This is a genomic window from Mesorhizobium erdmanii USDA 3471 (genome assembly GCF_000472705.1).
Lineage (GTDB): Bacteria > Pseudomonadota > Alphaproteobacteria > Rhizobiales > Rhizobiaceae > Mesorhizobium > Mesorhizobium erdmanii.
On record NZ_AXAE01000014.1, the window covers coordinates 16237 to 34205 of the forward strand.

Here is a 17969-nt window from a genome sequence, read left to right on the forward strand (position 1 = left end):
CGCCAGTTCGTCAAAATGCCCGCCTTCAACCTAAGCTGAATTGACCCTGCAACCCCGACATGCCAAACGCCCCGCAAAGCCTTTCATCTGGAGTAGCCTGATGACCGATCGCGTCGAAATCGCCGGACTGCGGATTGCCCGCGAGCTTCACGACTTTGTCGCCGCCGAAGCGCTGCCCGGCACCGGCATCGATGCGGACAAATTCTGGAACGGGTTTTCGGCCATCGTCCACGACCTCGCCCCGAAGAACCGGGCGCTGCTCGCCAAACGCGACGCCATGCAGGAGAAGCTCGACGGCTGGTATCGCGACAATGGCGCACCGATCGACATGGAGGCTTACAAGGGTTTCCTCAAAGAGATCGGCTACATCGTCCCCGAGGGGCCGGCCTTTTCGGTGTCGACGGACGATGTCGACCCCGAGATCGCCATCGTTGCCGGCCCGCAGCTGGTCGTGCCGGTGATGAACGCGCGCTATGCGCTCAACGCCGCCAATGCGCGCTGGGGCTCGCTCTACGACGCGCTCTATGGCACCGATGCCATCCCCGAAACGGGCGGTGCGGAAAAAGGCAAGGGCTTCAACCCGGCGCGCGGTGCCAAGGTCATCGCCTGGGCCAAGGATTTTCTCGACCAGTCGGTGCCGCTCACTTCGGGCAAATGGGCGGGGGTGAACGGGCTGTCGGTGGCGCATGGCGCCCTGAAGCTCGGCGCCGGCGCCGGCGGCACCACGCTTGCCAACCCCAGGCAATTCGTCGGCTATCGCGGCGATGCGGCCAACCCTGATGCCGTGCTGCTGGAAAAAAATGGACTGCATGTCGAGATCGTCATCGATCGAAACAACCAGATCGGGCGCACCGATCCGGCCGGCATTGCCGACGTCATCCTGGAATCGGCGCTGACCACTATCCAGGACTGCGAGGATTCGGTCGCGGCGGTGGATGCGCAGGACAAGGTCGTCGTCTACCGCAACTGGCTCGGCCTGATGAAGGGCGACCTGACGGAAGAGATCAGCAAGGGTGGAAAGAGCTTCGTGCGCAAGCTCAATCCCGACCGCGCCTACACCGCGCCCGCCGGCGGCACGCTGACAGTGCCCGGCCGCTCGCTGATGCTGGTCAGGAATGTCGGCCACCTGATGACCAATCCGGCGATCCTGGACCGCGACGGCAACGAAGTGCCGGAAGGCATCATGGATGCGGCGCTGACGGCGCTGATCGCGCTGCACGATGTCGGACCGAAAGGCCGCCGCGCCAATTCCCGTGCCGGCTCGATGTATGTGGTGAAACCCAAGATGCACGGCCCGGAGGAAGTCGCCTTCGCCGTCGAGATCTTCGACCGCGTCGAGGCACTGCTCGGCATGGCCAGGAACACCATCAAGATGGGCATCATGGACGAGGAGCGGCGCACCACCGTCAACCTCAAGGAAGCGATCCGCGCCGCGAAAGAGCGGGTGGTGTTCATCAACACCGGCTTCCTCGATCGCACCGGTGACGAGATTCACACCTCGATGGAAGCCGGCCCGATGATCCGCAAGGGCGACATGAAGCAGGCCGCCTGGATTTCCGCCTACGAGGCGTGGAATGTCGACACCGGCTTGGAATGCGGGCTCGCCGGCCACGCCCAGATCGGCAAGGGCATGTGGGCGATGCCGGACCTGATGGCGGCGATGCTGGAACAGAAGATCGCCCACCCCAAGGCCGGCGCCAACACCGCCTGGGTTCCGTCGCCGACAGCGGCGACGCTGCATGCCACGCACTATCACAAGGTCGATGTCCACGCCGTGCAGGCGGCGCTGAAAAGCCGGCCGAAGGCGAAGCTCGACGACATCTTGTCGGTGCCGGTGGCCGTGCGGCCGAACTGGACGCCCGACGAGATCCAGCGCGAGCTCGACAACAATGCGCAAGGCATCCTGGGCTATGTCGTGCGCTGGATCGACCAGGGCGTCGGCTGCTCGAAAGTGCCCGACATCAACGATGTCGGCCTGATGGAGGACCGCGCCACGCTGCGCATCTCCTCGCAGCACATCGCCAACTGGCTGCGCCACAAAGTGTGTTCGCAAATCCAGGTGCGGGATTCCCTGCAGCGCATGGCGGCCATCGTCGACCGCCAGAATGTCGGTGATCCGCTCTACCGGCCGATGGCGCCGGATTTCGAAAAATCGATCGCCTTCCAAGCCGCCTGCGACCTGGTGTTCAAGGGAACCAGCCAGCCGAACGGCTACACCGAACCGGTGCTGCACGCGCGGCGACTGGAGCTGAAGGCGAAAGCAACGGCCTGATCCGAAGGTCCGGAAGTACCGCGGAGATGCCATGGGCCAACGTCGCTGATTATTTATTCAACAAAGTGACTGTTTTGACACAGGCTTTTCTAACCGTTAGGATATATTAGTTTCGACGCAATAGCGGTTCGGATCGAGGGGGCAAATATGCGTCTTGTTTCAGGGATATTTTTGGCTACGGCCATGAGCGTGACCGGCGCCTATGCCGCAGACATGGTTGAGCCAGTGGCCGCCATGGATCTTCCCTATTCCTGGACAGGTTTTTATGTCGGCGCAAGCGCTGGCGGCGCATTCGGCAAGATCGACGGTGACTTTATCGGTATTCCCGGATCTGCTGACATCGGGAATTTCACCGGCGGCGCTTTGGTTGGTGCCAACTATCAATACGGTCAGTGGGTTCTTGGTGTTGAAGGCGATATCAATTATCTAGGCTTCAAGAAAGAATTCTCGCCTGGCGTCGGCGGCGGCGGCCTCGGTGCCGAAGCGAGGTTGGATGCTTTCGGAACCATCCGTGGCCGTGTGGGCTACGCTTTTGATCGTTGGCTTCCATATGTCACAGCCGGCGTTGCAATGGGTGACGTAAAGATTGATGAGCATGTCTTCAGCGCTGCCACGAGCAAGTTCCAGACAGGATATGCGGTCGGCGGCGGCATTGAGTATGCCTTCAATAGCAATTGGACCGCACGCGCTGAATATCTCTACGTTGACCTTGGAAAGAAAGATTTTGGGTTTGCGCCGGGCACGCCTTATGACGTGAAGACGAACTTCAGCGTCGTTCGCGCGGCCGTTGCCTATAAGTTCTGACCCTCCGCAAAGCTACGCCAGCCCCTTGATATCGGCGAGGCCAGGCAGCCCCAGGCAGGCGGCGCGCCGAGGCATGCAGTGAAACGCCATCAAGCCGCCTGCGCCGCACGCTCCGAACTCATGCGATAGGAAATCGCTTCGGCCAGATGGATGCGGCCGACGGTCTCGCTGGCGTCGAGATCGGCGAGCGTTCTCGCCACCTTCAGCACGCGGTGATAGGCGCGCGCCGAAAAGGCGAGTTTTTCGCTGGCGTCCTTGAGCAGCGACAGGCCGGCGGCGTCGGGCATGGCGATCTCTTCGATCACCGCCGGCGCGCAATGCGCGTTGGTGGTGGCGCGGGCGCCGAGCCGCTCGAAACGCTCGCGCTGGAGGGTGCGGGCGCGGCCGACGCGCAGCGCTACTGCCGCACTCTTCTCCGCCCGGTCGGGCCGAATCAGGTCGCTGGCCGAGACGGCGGGCACTTCGATCCTCAGATCGATGCGGTCGAGCAGCGGGCCGGAAATGCGCGCCTGATAGTCGGTGCGGCAGCGGTCGCCGCGCAGGCAGCGATAGCCCGGCTCGCCGGCCATGCCACAGCGGCACGGATTCATGGCCGCGACCAGCTGGATGCGGGCCGGATACGTCACGCGATGGTTGGCGCGCGCGATCATGCAGTCGCCGGTCTCCAGCGGCTGGCGCAGCGCGTCGAGCGTCTGCGGCGTGAATTCGGGGAACTCGTCCAGGAACAGCACGCCGTGATGGGCGAGCGACACTTCGCCCGGCCGCGCGCGTATGCCACCGCCGACCATTGCCGCCATCGAGGCCGAATGGTGCGGGGCGCGGAACGGCCGCCGGTCGGTCAGCTTGCCCTCGCCGAGCTCGCCCGCCACCGAGGCGATCATCGAGACTTCCAGCAATTCCTTTGGCGCCAGCGGCGGCAGGATCGATGGCAGCCGCTGCGCCAGCATCGATTTTCCCGAACCGGGCGGGCCGACCATCAAGAGATTGTGGCCGCCGGCCGCCGCCACTTCCAGCGCCCGCTTGGCGGTCTCCTGGCCCTTGATGTCGGCAAGGTCGGGCAGGTCGCGCGCCGCGGCGTGGATGCCGGCTTCCGGCCGCGACAGCACCTGCGTGCCACGGAAATGGTTGGCGATGGCGATCAGGCTGCGCGGCGCCAGAATGTCGAACTCCCGCCCTGCCCAGGCCGCTTCCGGGCCACAGGCGAACGGGCAGATCAGCCCTTTGCCCTCGGCATTGGCGCCGATCGCCGCCGGCAAGGCGCCGGCGACGGCGGCGATCGTGCCGTCGAGCGACAACTCGCCGAGCACGACATAGCCGGCCAGCATGTCGCCAGGAATGGCGCCAAGCGCCGCCATCAGGCCCAGCGCGATCGGCAGATCGTAATGGCTGCCTTCCTTCGGCAGGTCGGCCGGCGCCAGATTGACCGTCACCTTCTTCGACGGCATCGACAGGCCGGACGCATGCAACGCCGCCTGCACCCGCTCGCGGCTCTCGGCCACCGCCTTGTCGGGCAGTCCGACGATCTGGATCGTGAGGCGGATTAATTTCAGAGTCGCTCGGGAAAGCAATCGAGTGGTTGGAATATCAAGAACCGAGCTTCGAACCGCCAGGCCAAATCGAGGGCGCGGAATTAAGGTCTGCCGAGCGTAGCGATGTTTGTTGGCCAAAAAGCGATGACCGATCGTTCAACGACTATTTGCCAAGGCACTATTTCGTCCGCGAATAGGTCTACAAGTGCGCGCTTGTCGTACAAGCGCAGACTGCCACCCGAGAACGGATCGAGGGCTGCCATAAGCGCCTCACGTCCTGGGTTCTGAGAAAAACCTAATAGGTCTCGGCCGGCTTCTGTTAGCGTTTCCCAGAGCGTCTGCGAGGCGACATAGGCACGAGTTGACCCTCCTCCGGCTATCGCCATCTCTACCTCGACAGCGTCGTTGATCAACGCTTCAGCTAATTCGTCTAGGCCGAAGCCTTTCCCTAGGTCGAACTTCTGAAATGCCGGATATAGGCACGCGAGATTGGAAACCGCTCGGGTAATTTGATCGCTGTTGTAGGGGTGAGGGCGCATTCCGCTCCAGAGGTGATTGATTGCGGCCTGGAAGGACTCGCTGTCGGGCCGTGTAAGATCGGGCTCAACTGTCACTAAGTCCGCGCTAGAACGCCGCATGCTAACGACTTCCTGGAGTACCTTGCCTCCAGTTCTGAGCTCGCGTGGTGATAAGATAGGAGGAGTGCTATCAACGTCCATGAGGGGCCATCGCTCATCCGGGGCCCGCGAGAAGACTTCAGGTAGTTGTGACACCACAAGATCCTTCGGAGTTAGGTCTGGAGCATCCTGGATATCGACATAAATTGCTCCGTGCCTGACGCCGTAGTCTACGACGTCTCTGAAATTTTTCTGCCGCTTAGCAAGCAGGCGATACTGGTCGATCATTTGTTCCAAGTGGCTCTGACGATCGGGATAGATCTTTCGCCTCTCAATGGAAGCAATGGCGCTGGTTTGATCGAATACGATCCGGTCAAATGGCCAAATCCCATCGACATCCGTTTGAGTGTGAAGGAATAGGCCGTGCTGCGCTTGCAACCGCCACAGGTTCGCAATGTCGGGTTGAACGAAACGCATCACGGTTCCACTCTTAGTCATTGCTTTAAAAACGTCGAACACGTCGTCCGGATTGACCATAAAAATTGCGCCAAACTCACCTATTACCGCCTGGTCAGTAGCGAACCATGCTGCGACGGTAGGTTCCGTGCTAAAATCAATGAAAATGGTAGCCGCAATTTCATGGTGTTGCGCTGTGGCAACAATACTATCATCATCATTTAGGTAGGGGAGTAACTCTGGCGAGCTGCGTACCCAACTGTAAAAGTCGTCGATTTTCTTGATTTCTTCCCCTTTTTCTTCCTCCGTTCGGCGAGAGAAAGTCGATTGCATACGCCACTCAGCATTACGTTGACCTCGGAAATAGAGATATCGACCTGCGGCCCTGAACCGTTCGGCTAGGGTGATCGCCTCAGCTACGTTGGCAACTTCAAACTGAAAAAAATTTCCCGGCATTTCTTTCCCGGCCGGTAGCTCAATGTAATTGCCATCGCCCTCGACGTCGTCCCGCCATTCTCCTCCGATCACCTTATCCCTCCCATCTGTCCATCATTAGGTCTTAGTAACGATACAATCCCCTCCACGACAGGCACAATGTCCGTGACGTGCTGCTTTCCAAGCGAGCTACGCCATCCAGGACACTCCCGATATACAGCCAAACACTATGGGAAGCCGTATACCTGGCGGGTAACCATTGCTGACGTTGTGCTGCATTAATTCACGCATTTCGGACGTAGATTCTACAGTCCACTGAACTGCCCCACGAGGATCGAGGCCGGATGAATGAGCCGAGATCCGGCGGAACGACAAATATCCTAGTGTTTTACGCGTCCGCTAGGCGCCGACCGTCCATCCTTGAGGCTGGACGTGAACGACAACACCTTGTTGCTAGACGGGTGGATATTTCATGAAGTGCTTGCGGAACGAGGTCACGAGACCGTCGTTCCCGGTGTCTTTGCAGAGCTGGTGTATTTGCTTTCCGAGGCGCAGTTCGATCGTGTAACGCGACGCTTTGATCGTCTTCTTGGCAGTATCGAACATCGCGGACGCGTCATCTGACAGCGACGCAGTGGACCAGAACTCAAATTGGACCTTGAGGTTCTTCCACTCGGGGTGCGCCTTTACGGCAGCGTAGATGACTGGGACATTATGTTGGACCCAGTGCGTGAATTCCTTGTCCGGCACGTTTGCGTAGGGATTGTAGCCCTTGCACTCGATGAATGTGACTGACTTATCATCCACGAGGGCAACCACGTCGGCTTCTGCTTTTTTCCCTTCTGGCGATTTGAAGATCCGGTTCATTTTGACCTGGTGCGAGATCGTCTTCCTGGCGATTTCAGCAGCTAGATATTCGAACAGGGTTCCCCGGAGCTGGACGGACGCGCCTTCTATTTTGCCCAGCCTTTTGAAAAGCAGGTCGAGACCCTCAGGGTCCAGGGCCGTGAACGCCGCCTTGGTCAACACCGAGGAAAGTTGGGCAAGCCCTTCGGCAATCTCATCCCCAAACAGATTTCCGGGCGTGGCGGGAACGATGCCGTTCTGCTTGAGCAGAGCAAACGCCTCTTCGGAGTATTTGCCTGCAACGAATATCTGCATGCACGGCCCGACGTTCCGAAGGCGCCGAAGCGTCAGGCATTTGTTGATGAACGGGCGAATGCCCTGAACGTCAACCTCCCCGCCGAGATAGACGTCGCAGGCTATAAATCCGGGCTTCATGTTCCCATCCTTGCCCGGTTTCATCATGAAGCTCAGATAAGACGGCGCAGTGAGGTCCCATGCGAATGTGCCAACAGTTGGCGCACTGTCCGGCCCGCGTATGGCAACCTTGTCGTAGCTGACGAAGCCTAGTTTCCGCACCCAATCGCGAACAGCGTATAGCAGAAACTCTTCGGTTATCAGGCGGGCGCGCATTTCAGCGGCCATAAAGTCGAAATGGTGTTCTGACTGTACCAGGGATATGCAGGCCCCGAGGCCGGGAACATCCCGCCGTTCCAATAGTCCTGCCTGAATGAGGCGTTGGAGCACCGTTTCCGGCGACAGGTGCTTCGCCTGCCTAAGCGGCGACCCACTGGCAATTGGAAACTGGTACTCGGGAATGACGCCGCCCCTAAGCCTGATCGCCGCAATGGCGTAGCCATAGGCCGAATTCGTGTCCTGCAGCGCATCGACCAGATTGCTCCAGTATTCAGGCGAGCCGAATTGCTTCTCTAGGTAAACGTATCGCGCTTTGCGGGGAAAGGTGATGTAGGCCAGCCGCTTCACTTCGCCAGAAGCGCGAGAGACACGTTTGCGGGCCGCCGCCGGGGTCAGGCCGAGGTTCTGCACCAGATGGTCGGAGACGGCACTGGTGAGACAGGGACCCTGATATCTCATGAAGTCTTCGACCGGATCGACCACGACGTTTCTCCTTGTCACACAGCGCTATTAATAACTTAAGTACATGGGCCCGTCGTCCTTTTTTTGAATACGAACTTATCCAATTGATTCCGTGGAATAAATTCAAACTTCTTTATCGACGTTCGGAGGCGCGTGTCACAGTGGAGTGTCGCATAGGCGGGATTTCCGGACGAATTCCGTCGTTTGAACACCTATCTCAATGCTGCGTTGGCTGTGAGATGGGCTAGTCCGTGGCATGGAAAAATCGGGATCTTCATCGAATGATGACATCGGTGACGAAGTCGGCGCGGGAACGCTGTGAGGGAGCGGGAGCGTCCGCTAGTTCAGGTAATAGCATGTTTGGCGGATCCTTTAGGCTGGCACTGTGCTGCATTAATTCGCACTCCCGAAGTCCTTTATCCCCAAGCTTTGCTGGCTACTGACAGAAGGCGTGTTTTAGGACTCGGTGAACAACCGCGAATCTTTTATGTTCGCTTCAAGACTCACATGAGTCGCAACCTGCCAGGGAGGAGACGATGGCAACAACAGGGACGAGAACCCCACCATGGAAGCAACCGCTCGCAATGTAATAAAGTCCACGTTTCCTGAACAGTACACGGGCTACGCAACGTATCGCGAAGCTCCTTATCATCTGCGGGACCAGTTCATAGAACATGTCAAGCAGACCTATCAGCCCGAAACCTTTCCCGGACTCTACTGGGGCCGCCTGAACAAGAATGAGCCGTTCGAAATCATCCACATGTTCGCCGTGGATCGAAAGAAACGGCCCGAGGGCGACTACATTCCCTGTCCGATGTGCCAGCGGCGGGAGAAATTCCTCGAAGGCTCCTTCGTTTTCATCTTCAGCCGTCAGTGCATCGCGGTGATCGGCCACGACTGCGCCTCGGCAGAAGTCAAGCATGCCGCGTTCTCGAAAAAGAAGCAGGACGACGAGCGGAGGCAGCAAGAAGATTTCCTGATGGCCCGGCTGATGCACGTTCCAAGCATGCTGCGGGAACTAGAGGCCCTGAAACCGATCGCGACCGAGATCGAGAGCGTTTTCCACGACTTCCGGAGGCAGGCGCCGACGATCCAGAGGGTGCTGCGGCAGGTCAGGAAGACCGGGGGCGAATACATTCTCACGGAGATGATCGACAACGAGGCAGCTCGATACGATGACCGACTGCCGAAGAAGGTCGCGCGGGACAGCCACTTCGGCAGCCTGCGCGGCGATGCCCTCGTGCGGACAAGCTGCAAGTTCCTCGTCGAGCTTCGGAAGTATGAACAATGGCTATTGTCCTTCGCAGGCTGCGAGGACGAAACGGCGGCGATGGACATGACCATCGGGCTGCTGGAGCGCAAGGAAGCCGCTAAGGCCGTCCAGTACATCGGTACGGCCGGAAGGAAGCTCGGGTGGCTCCGGTACGAAATGTCGGCAGCATGCTTCTTCTTCGCCGAGGGGCACGTCGAGGACCTGCGCGAGTGGAGCCGGGATCGGCTCCAGCCGAATCCTTTCGAAGTCGACAGGCAGGTCCGGAACGACGGCACTGCCGTCATTCTGTCGAGGCGATTGACGAAAGACCAGGAACGCGAATATGCGCGGCTGTTCCTGAGTACCGGACTTGCTGAATGGGCGGAGGCGAACAGATGCATGCCGGACCTGGGGACCCTGTAGTTGGCACCGGGTGGTCGTATCGTCAGGAGAGGTTTGGATCCTTCATGTTGAAGCGAGTGCGACGGCTGGATGGGGTGTTAGTCGCACTATTTATCGTGAGCGCCATGTTTATGTTGCTCGGACACGAGGACCCTTTTGCCCGTGATGCGTTGTGCGGACTGACTGGCTTCTGCCCCCCTTCTAACCATGCCGCTTTCTGGAACAAGCTCGCCTATGACATAGGGACTGGCTCCCTGGTCAGCCTTGTCTTCTACGGCCTACTGATCCGAATGCCAGAGGGGCAGAAACGGCGCGGAATAAAACGAAGCCTGGAACTGCACTACCGGATGTTCAAGAAGGACTCCATCGCGATATTCCTTGGCGCTGCCGACGGATCCTACAGTCCCGATCAGGTCGACAAGCTGCTCGATCAGGCCGTTTTCCGAGACTATTTCAAAAGAGATCCGCTGACACGGCTGAGCAAGTGGGACGATGTGCTGAACAACATGACAGCGGACAACCTGCGGGAACTGCTGACCGCGATGGAAGTCTTTCGTGACGAGATTTCCTTTGTCCTCAGTAACACCGACATCCGGAGCGATGACGCGTTTGCCTTTTTCAAGAGGCTGTCCAGCGCGATCTATTTCGCGAAGGACGCGCACTTGGGATATGACTCCATCAAATCGCTTGCCGGATTTTACTGGGCGATATTTACGGGATGGGATTGGGCGACCGGATATCCAAAGAAGGATATCGTAAAGGAGATGGTTCAGGCCATCTGACGGTCGCTCCTAAACGGTGTAGTGAGGAGGCGCAGCGCGATGCCTGCCCGTTTTACAGTCTAGTCCGTCGCCGTGGCCTATCCGGAGAGCCAAATCAGCCAGTTTTCGGACGAACTAGCCAAATGGTTGGATCGGGAGGACAACCTCGCGACCGCCCTCCTTATCCGCGAATGCAGAAAGCCCGAAACGTCCGAACTCGTGCGCCATGGCCTTATGCGCCGACTCGCTACCCTCAAGCATGCGATCCAGCGCACTTTCGAGATTCTGCCCCCGCAGGAGACGGAACCCACACGCGACATGCTCATGGACGCGACGAGCCATTTGCAGACCTTCGTCATCAACGTCTTCGGCGCCATCGATAACCTGGCTCGTATCTGGTGCATGGAGGCAGACGTCCGGAAGCCGAACGGCACCCCTCTGAAGTCGATGGCTATAGGCCTCACGCCCGGCCACGTCCCCGTCCGCGCGTCGCTGTCGCAGCCTTTCCAAGACTATCTGGCGAGTGCCGACCCATGGTTCGCCTATCTCGAAGACTATAGGCATGCTCTTGCGCACCGTATTCCGCTCTATATACCGCCGCGTCAGCTCAACGACGAGGAGAGCGCTGAATTCGAGCGCCTGGAGCAGGAGATCGCGCAGGCGATACGCGACGATGAGCGCTACGTCGTGCTTCGGGGCCGTCAACAACGCCTCGGCATCTTCAATCCGCTGATGATGCACTCCTACAGCGAACAGGCTCGCCCTGTTTACCTGCATCCGCAGATGATCTGCGATCTGGCCACTGTAGTCGAGATCGGCGAGCACATGCTGCGCGAGGTCGAAGCGCTGCCGTCCCAGGTGAGCGTCGGTTCTACTGTCGAATGACAGCTTCTACTGGTGAAGCCACCTAACAATCACTAACGTCTGGTTTTTTGGGCTGATAGTGTGGCCAATTAAACGGCGCGCGACGGCGGTTCTGTTGATCAGGCTTTGGCAATCCAGATTAAGAGCTTTCAACGGCCCGCCTTCGGTCGGGCGATCAATTGGATCTCCTGACCGTAAGGTGACAGGAGGGTCTCAATACCACCAGTTGCCACGATGCCGTCTTTGCTGCCATCAGGGTGCGGCAGTTGCTCGATTTCGCAAGGGAGGACATTGTGGATACCTATATGGCCGAGGCCGACAGCGCCGAGTTTCCAGCACACACGTGGGACAAAATCGGGTTCTACGTTTATCGGCTGGTCGATCCGCGCGACGGAGCGACCTTCTACGTGGGGAAAGGATACGGAAACCGCGTTTTCCAGCACGCCAGGGGCGTTTCCCTGGATGACGACAACCTGTCCGAAGCAAGCCAGAAACTTGAGCGGATACACGCGATAATGACCGACGGTCAGAAGGTCCGTTACGTCGTGCATCGGCATGGCCTTGCCGAAGGCGAGGCGTTCCATGTCGAGGCGGCACTGATTGACGCGTATGAGGGGCTGACCAACCTTCAGCTCGGCCACGGCACCGACGAGCACGGCCCGATGTCAGTGGCTGAGATCGTCCGATTGCATGGGTTGCCGGACTTTCCTAATCCGCCACAGCACAGACTGGTCCTGATAAAGATCCCGAAACTGCCCCGTGGAAACCGATACGACGATATTTTCCGGCTGGTTCGCTACTGTTGGCGCATCAGCAAGGCCCGCGCCGAAGCTGCAGACTACGTGATTGCGGTTCATCTGGGGCGGACTGTCGGTGCGTTCATTGCCGAACAGTGGCTGCCGGCGACGGCGGAAAACTTCAAAGAAGACATCGAGGGCACCGACAACAAGGGTATACCCTATGCTGATGGTTCCGAAGCCTATCGACTTGGCTTTCATGGTCGGAGGGCGCCTGCTGAGATTTGGGACCTGTATGTCGGCGCTCATGGCAAGCGGATCGGCTATGAAAAGTTCCTGAAGGCGCAAAATGCGATCGGCTATGTCTCCCCCGAGATAAACTGGTAGGGCACCGTTAGGCCTGGCGAGCCGAAGCGGCCTCAGCCCTGTCTTTCCGAAAATCACCAGCCGGCGGCCATCAAGTCGCCGGTTCCGACGCAAGCGGTACATTTAGGGTCGCAGCCCAGCTTTCTCCCGATATCGGTGAGCTTCTCCAGGAACCTTAGGTGCCGTTGTCCCAAGCCGCATTTAGGGAGGAGACCTTAAAACATAAACCAGCGTTTATGTTTTACGAGAGCCGTGGACTCACAGCGATCGACTCGCTGCCGAGTGAAGCTCGTGGGCCGGTGTTTGGAAGACTACATCGGGCGTAGGCGCCCGGACGGATAGCCGTTTGCATCACGTCTGCCGGCAACTGCAACCGCTGGGTTTGCCATGCGTTTGCTGCCAAAGGAGCGAGGGCCTTGGGTCGCTGTAGCCGATTAGTAACAGTGGTTAACTGGGCTTTCTGTCGTGAGAGTTTGCCTGGCCGCATCAGCAAGTATGGAGTACGCCCGTCGCGACCTTGCTATTTATTGCAGACCTCCTGCTGCAGAATTTACACTATCGCCGTGTATTGGCGTGGCAGGTAGAACTCGAACAACATATCCCACCAGGTTTATACCATCCGGGTAAGCGAACGACGCCAACGGATGCTGTGATGCAGCGGCTGTGACCCCGCTGGGCTTGATATCGCGAACAATGATGAGCTCCTCGATAAACGCAGGTATTCTCCCCGAGGGAAAGCTCACATCGGAAGGTCCCTTACCGTCACTGATTTGCTGAACGTTCGCCGTTCGAGCTTTTAAATCGCCCGAAATCAAATCGTCGATATCAAGCCAGGGCCTGGCGATCTTTATTCGAGCAAGCTGATAGTGATACACTTGACCACCATCGCTTTGGCTGGTTGCACGGATCCACGACGACACGGTCGACCATGCGGCCGGAGGGGGAAATAGATAGGTCTCTGGCGAAAGGGTGTGACCGTCAATAGGCACCAAATGACTATTATAGTCCTCGTTTGCGGACATCCATCTTTGCCACTCGGGACCTGTTGATGATGCCTCGAACGTCCAAGTGGCCGATTCCACCTCAGCCTTAAAGCCTGACTTCGCCCAATCCTTAAGCAGCGTTTCGCGAGCCTGGTCGAAAGTTCGATACTTCTTCAATCGCGGGTCAAGCTTCCACAACTCACTGGCCTTGCCCAGCACCAAGGTTTTGTATTGCGATTGGAATTCCTTGTATCGTGCAAGGTATTTCGATGGCTCCCTCGTGTAGCCAACAATTTTTCCGCGCTTGTAGATTGGCTTGAACAACCATTTCATGGTTGCGGAACTAAGTACACGATCTCGTGGTAGGGGATTGTGAGGGCGGGTTTCTTCGAGCACATCCTTCCAGATCGCGCTGAGAGGCCGCTGCCCCAATTCGGCGAACCCTTCAATGACGGATACTGGGCGATCGAATATGGCGGAATTAGCTAAATACTGCTGCAACGACCCGGGCAGACCATTATAGGCCTCCGTGAGCGGGGCGATTGAACTGCCCGGAGAAGCAAGAACGACACCACGCCAGCCCACTCCGTCTCCCAGGTCGACAAAAGTCGATTGGCTGTTTAGGAGGACAGCTGATAGCTCCTTATTGAATGAACGTCTTAAAGTATCGGCATCTGCCCTCGCAGTTGGAACGCCATTGGCGCAACATGCTGCGGCAAGAAGCGCGACTGTAACAAGTTTGGAGAGCTTCATGGCTTGCCCTCTATCCAAGCATCTTTTGTCCACTGATCGGTTGAGCTTGGTACGGGAGCGGTTGGCACGACGGCGGATATATACCCGATAACCGCAATCGATGGATCTTCGACCTTGAAAGTGACGTCGTCCCCTGACTGGCTGATCTCAGTTGTGGACCACTTCCTCGATCCTCCTCCCCCAAAAATTCCAAAAAGCGAGCCGCCGCCGCCATTCGATCCCCCGGTGGTGACCTCGGTATAATCTGATTTGGATACAGTCGCGACCAGTGACCTCTTACGAGCAATGATTAGTTCGAGTGGAAGCAGCGGGCACGCAATTCCAGAATGGTCATATGTTGACACCTGTGGTTCTTTTGGTGCCCCGGCAGCGTCAGTTCCAACTGAGACATAAGGAAACTCCGTCGTTCCAGCCTTCTTTCGCCACGTCCACCCGCTTGGCTCGAAGAACACGTCCGTGTCTAGCCATGGCCGTCTTATCTCTACACGCTTTAGGTCGAAAGAGTATTGGAATGTCTTGACCCTATCTACCTTTGTGACATTGCCGTTTCCCCCACCGCCTGTTGCAATCAAATTGACAAATCCGAGGCTAATACCGCCGAACCCTTGATTACTACGGGACGCTTCCTTGTAGTAATGGCTAAATTCCTTATCTGAATAGCTCACCGACAGCCACGCCGTTTCCGTCTTCCATTCTGAGACTGGCGGGCTAAACTCTGTAAGGGGTGATTTCTGCGCCCCGCCGCCTAAGAAATCCCCTTGCTTTAGCCCTTTTATTTTGTACCAGCTTAGATCGTCGAGTCTTAACGCTGTTTTGGTTGGGCCATACTTCGTTTCGTCTCTAATAAGGGCATTTTGGGCAGAGTCAACCTCCGTGCGAAAGCCTGTTATGCTCCAATCTTTCTGTATATCTAAGGCATCACCTAATAGCAACGAGCGCTTATTCTCGTCCGTTTCTGTCATGTAGGCGGCCAATTTCTGGCGATAAGCGTTTTTGAATTTTTTATACACAGTGTATGGTGGGGAATCGTCCCCGCTCGGCGAAGTCAGGAATTTCCGCGCTTCTTTTGCCTCGTCTGATTCAGGCCGATACGGGCCAATCATGCCCTTCACGATGCCCGTATAGATATTGTCCAAGTGCCGTAGTGCAACGAAGTCGGCGTCGCCTGGTAGCACCTTTGGACAAAAGTTGGCTAAGTCATTGACTGCTGCTGGGTCGTCCTCCTCTGCGGCCGCGCCCACTAAACTCAGAGATAGCCATTTGTCCGATGGCATACTCGTAGGATACAACGTCGTACTCATGGCCTCGTAGAGGGCTGAGAAAACCTGCCGCGGCGTGAACTCGTCTTGGGCGTTAGCCAGAGAACATCCCGCGAAAGTCCAACCGCCAAGCGCTACCACCACTACCGCCTTACGCATCTCTTTCCTCACTTTGTTAGCCAGGTTCGATTGGGGTTTGGGTTTGGGATCTTCGCTAGGTCACTGGCCAATATGGCAATAGCTATCGGAGTCGACGCCGCAATCGTTCGCAACTGATAGCTCGGCCCCCCGCATCCCTGACACTTAATAGGAATTTGGTCGATCGTTACGTCTTGGGATTTACCGATGGCGGAGAGTACATCCGGATCGGCATCATCTTTAAACGAAACGACGATGTTGCGCACAATCACTAGTGCGACCGGTACTCGGGGCAAAATCTCGAGAGCATCATCTACTGCCGAATTGCCATCGGATAGAACTCGCCCAGACTTCGTTCGCCACGTCCTGTCTAAGAGAAACGAGTCGTCTAGACGCGGATCATGAACATCTACCAAGGCGAAATCGAATGATAGCCGGGCAAGTGGCGGCAGGGGGTAGTGCTTCCCCGCAACAAGCGATGGAGTGAAGCCTTGCTGATCAGAGGTGCTTACTTTAAGCCAATTGCCGGCGGCCAACGACGAGAGTATTCTCGACTCAACGGTATCATCCTCTTTCGTGAGCGTTTCAGTCCAGGATATGTAGTCCTTCTCAGCGCTGCCTTCTTTAAGGCGGGATATGGTCTCAAGCGCTTGGTCGATCTCACCTCGTCGGCCGAGCAACGACCAATCAGAATTTATCTGCTGAAGATCAGTTTGAAGCGATACCTTGGCCGCTTCATTCGTTTCAGTAGCCAGGGATGCTACAACGTTGTCATATTGCTCCTTATAGCGAAGATATCGCTTGTAATCAGGCGAGGGCGTCTTGCCGTCGCCAGCGAATAGCAAGTTTTGTGCGCTCGCGAGTTCTGAATTTTGTTCGTCGTTAAGCTTCAGCGTGCTGAATTCTACGTCTCCAACCAGTAGCGAAAGCCCTTGTCTGACGCTATCAACCGCTGGAGCGCGTCCGGCCTCCGGAATGGGGATCCGATCTGCCAGTACTCGGACCGCTTTAGAGAGCGCCCCTTTTCTCGTCAAATTCAGGATGGGAACGCCAGTTGCAAGTAATACAAATCCGTTCGATTGTGCGTATTGCGGGTTCAGTGCAGACAAGTTCCCTGTCGAGTCCCGGATTATAGACAGCATTCGTGCGCTCAGCGAGTTGGCGGGATCAACTTCATCAGCCTGAACGATATTTATCGACGCCAATATTAGCGCCGTAGCGCATGCGAATAAAGGAAAGAAATGAGGTACGATAGGACGGGACAAGTTTATATTCATGACAAGGGCCCCCATTGTCACTGTAAACAATCCGCGAAGAGTTGGATCATACAAATATTTTTTATTTAGCGCAAGTGAATATGAGTCTGACTGAAATACTCGGACGCCAACTCGAAGCAGAGCATCGGCGGGCGGCTTGAGGCCCGGGTGATGCCACACGGTGCCGCTTTTGGGTGGACGCGACCCCGGCTGACATACCGCGTCTTGGCCGGATGCGACGGAGTGCCCCGTCGGCGACTCCAACCTTTTACGGGAGATGTCGGATCTCATACATCAGGGCCGTTGATCGAAACGTACGTATGGGAGACCCCCTCGCCCATGAAGTACGTCGGCTACTACCGCGTTTCGACCAAAAAACAGGCGCGTTCCGGGCTGGGATTAGAGGCTCAGCAACAGATGGTCCGGCAATTTGCACAGGCCAACGGGTCGCTGGTCGCAGAATTCGTTGAGGTGGAATCAGGCAGGAACGATCAACGATCGGAACTGGCAAAAGCGATGAACGGCGCGAAGAAGGCGGGAGCTTCGCTTCTAATCGCCCGGCTGGATCGCTTCTCGCGCCGTGTCAGCTTCATTGCGAGCATGATGGAGAAGGGCGTTCAGCTTGTAGTCGTGGAAATGCCTCACGCCACCGATTTTCAGCTGCATATCTTCGCCGCGTTGGCACAGGAGGAGCGGCGGCTGATTTCCGAGAGAACCAAGGCAGCGTTGGCCCAAGCCAAGCGTAGAGGAACCGAGCTCGGAAAGAATGGCAGCGTCTTAGCCGCCACAAACAAAGCCAGGGCGGTGAATTTTGCCGGCAAAGTTCGCGAATCGCTACCCAAACGCTGGGAAACGATGTCCTATTCTGAGCTTGCGCGTAGTCTCAACGAGGCTGGCCTGGTCACCGGTAATGGCAATCGCTTTTATCCACAGACAGCCAAGAACTTGGTTACCGTGCTCTCCCAAACTCGTGACGATCCGGCCTGAACGTTCTGAAGGGTATCCACCGAAGTCTAGATCACAAGTTCGAACCTTGTCGGTGTGCCTCGCTGTATGAAATTCTGGCACCGTTGGTCCTGCAACCCTCAAATGCCGATTCTGACGTTGAAGTTGCCCTCCTGCGGCGATAGTCGAGGAGCACGGC

General features: G+C 57.3%; 12 protein-coding genes and 1 pseudogene. 7 read left to right on the forward strand and 6 right to left on the reverse strand.

The window, feature by feature from the left end; translation table 11 throughout:
- Nucleotides 1–100 precede the first annotated feature (100 nt).
- A complete protein-coding gene (locus A3AU_RS0110600) occupies nucleotides 101–2272 on the forward strand; it encodes a malate synthase G (protein ID WP_027052791.1) in 2172 nt (723 codons plus the stop codon).
- Nucleotides 2273–2455: 183 nt separating this feature from the next.
- Nucleotides 2456–3076 (forward strand): outer membrane protein, encoded by a 621-nt coding sequence (locus A3AU_RS01000000135270; RefSeq protein WP_051355334.1) that lies wholly within the window; start codon nucleotides 2456–2458, stop codon nucleotides 3074–3076.
- 89 nt (nucleotides 3077–3165) lie between these two features.
- Here the strand turns inward: A3AU_RS01000000135270 and A3AU_RS01000000135275 are convergent.
- The 3 genes and pseudogenes from A3AU_RS01000000135275 to A3AU_RS0110620 form a co-directional block, all read right to left on the reverse strand.
- Nucleotides 3166–4614 (reverse strand): annotated as a pseudogene (locus A3AU_RS01000000135275) (YifB family Mg chelatase-like AAA ATPase); the annotation flags it as partial.
- 92 nt (nucleotides 4615–4706) lie between these two features.
- Nucleotides 4707–6206: an FRG domain-containing protein gene (locus A3AU_RS0110615; RefSeq protein ID WP_154674564.1), complete on the reverse strand. Its 1500-nt coding sequence runs from the start codon at nucleotides 6204–6206 to the stop codon at nucleotides 4707–4709.
- Between the two features lie 360 nt (nucleotides 6207–6566).
- Nucleotides 6567–8075: a hypothetical protein gene (locus A3AU_RS0110620; RefSeq protein WP_027052793.1), complete on the reverse strand. Its 1509-nt coding sequence runs from the start codon at nucleotides 8073–8075 to the stop codon at nucleotides 6567–6569.
- Between the two features lie 544 nt (nucleotides 8076–8619).
- Between A3AU_RS0110620 and A3AU_RS0110625 the strand changes: the two genes are divergently transcribed.
- The 4 genes from A3AU_RS0110625 to A3AU_RS0110640 all read left to right on the forward strand — a co-directional run bounded on the left by A3AU_RS0110625 (nucleotide 8620) and on the right by A3AU_RS0110640 (nucleotide 12457).
- Nucleotides 8620–9729, forward strand: coding sequence for a hypothetical protein (locus A3AU_RS0110625; protein ID WP_027052794.1), 1110 nt, complete (start codon nucleotides 8620–8622; stop codon nucleotides 9727–9729).
- A 44-nt stretch (nucleotides 9730–9773) separates the two neighbouring features.
- Nucleotides 9774–10490 carry a hypothetical protein gene (locus A3AU_RS0110630; RefSeq protein ID WP_154674565.1) on the forward strand — a complete coding sequence of 239 codons (717 nt, stop codon included), beginning with the start codon at nucleotides 9774–9776 and terminating at the stop codon, nucleotides 10488–10490.
- Between the two features lie 72 nt (nucleotides 10491–10562).
- Nucleotides 10563–11354 (forward strand): hypothetical protein, encoded by a 792-nt coding sequence (locus tag A3AU_RS0110635; RefSeq protein ID WP_027052796.1) that lies wholly within the window; start codon nucleotides 10563–10565, stop codon nucleotides 11352–11354.
- Nucleotides 11355–11638: 284 nt separating this feature from the next.
- Complete coding sequence (locus tag A3AU_RS0110640; RefSeq protein WP_027052797.1) at nucleotides 11639–12457, forward strand: LEM-3-like GIY-YIG domain-containing protein; 819 nt, start codon at nucleotides 11639–11641, stop codon at nucleotides 12455–12457.
- 503 nt (nucleotides 12458–12960) lie between these two features.
- Here the strand turns inward: A3AU_RS0110640 and A3AU_RS0110645 are convergent.
- The 3 genes from A3AU_RS0110645 to A3AU_RS0110655 are packed head-to-tail and all read right to left on the reverse strand — an operon-like array spanning nucleotide 12961 to nucleotide 16678.
- The gene (locus A3AU_RS0110645) at nucleotides 12961–14172 is read right to left on the reverse strand and encodes a hypothetical protein (RefSeq protein ID WP_154674566.1); all 1212 of its coding nucleotides are present in this window, start codon (nucleotides 14170–14172) and stop codon (nucleotides 12961–12963) included.
- Nucleotides 14169–15590, reverse strand: a complete 1422-nt coding sequence (locus tag A3AU_RS0110650) for a hypothetical protein (protein WP_154674567.1) — start codon at nucleotides 15588–15590, stop codon at nucleotides 14169–14171. The genes A3AU_RS0110645 and A3AU_RS0110650 overlap by 4 nt, the downstream gene beginning before the upstream one ends.
- Nucleotides 15591–15598: 8 nt before the next feature.
- Nucleotides 15599–16678, reverse strand: a complete 1080-nt coding sequence (locus A3AU_RS0110655; protein WP_154674568.1) for a hypothetical protein — start codon at nucleotides 16676–16678, stop codon at nucleotides 15599–15601.
- Between the two features lie 486 nt (nucleotides 16679–17164).
- Between A3AU_RS0110655 and A3AU_RS0110660 the strand changes: the two genes are divergently transcribed.
- Nucleotides 17165–17812, forward strand: coding sequence for a recombinase family protein (locus A3AU_RS0110660; RefSeq protein ID WP_027052801.1), 648 nt, complete (start codon nucleotides 17165–17167; stop codon nucleotides 17810–17812).
- Nucleotides 17813–17969: the final 157 nt, after the last annotated feature.

Bases quoted from the DNA above. Each gene is read 5' to 3' on its own strand.
- A3AU_RS0110600 (WP_027052791.1), top strand. From the start codon at position 101: ATGACCGATCGCGTCGAAATCGCCGGACTGCGGATTGCCCGCGAGCTT.
- A3AU_RS01000000135270 (WP_051355334.1), top strand. From the start codon at position 2,456: ATGAGCGTGACCGGCGCCTATGCCGCAGACATGGTTGAGCCAGTGGCC.
- A3AU_RS0110625 (WP_027052794.1), top strand. From the start codon at position 8,620: ATGGAAGCAACCGCTCGCAATGTAATAAAGTCCACGTTTCCTGAACAG.
- A3AU_RS0110630 (WP_154674565.1), top strand. From the start codon at position 9,774: ATGTTGAAGCGAGTGCGACGGCTGGATGGGGTGTTAGTCGCACTATTT.
- A3AU_RS0110640 (WP_027052797.1), top strand. From the start codon at position 11,639: ATGGCCGAGGCCGACAGCGCCGAGTTTCCAGCACACACGTGGGACAAA.
- A3AU_RS0110645 (WP_154674566.1), bottom strand. From the start codon at position 14,172: ATGAAGCTCTCCAAACTTGTTACAGTCGCGCTTCTTGCCGCAGCATGT.
- A3AU_RS0110650 (WP_154674567.1), bottom strand. From the start codon at position 15,590: ATGCGTAAGGCGGTAGTGGTGGTAGCGCTTGGCGGTTGGACTTTCGCG.
- A3AU_RS0110660 (WP_027052801.1), top strand. From the start codon at position 17,165: ATGAAGTACGTCGGCTACTACCGCGTTTCGACCAAAAAACAGGCGCGT.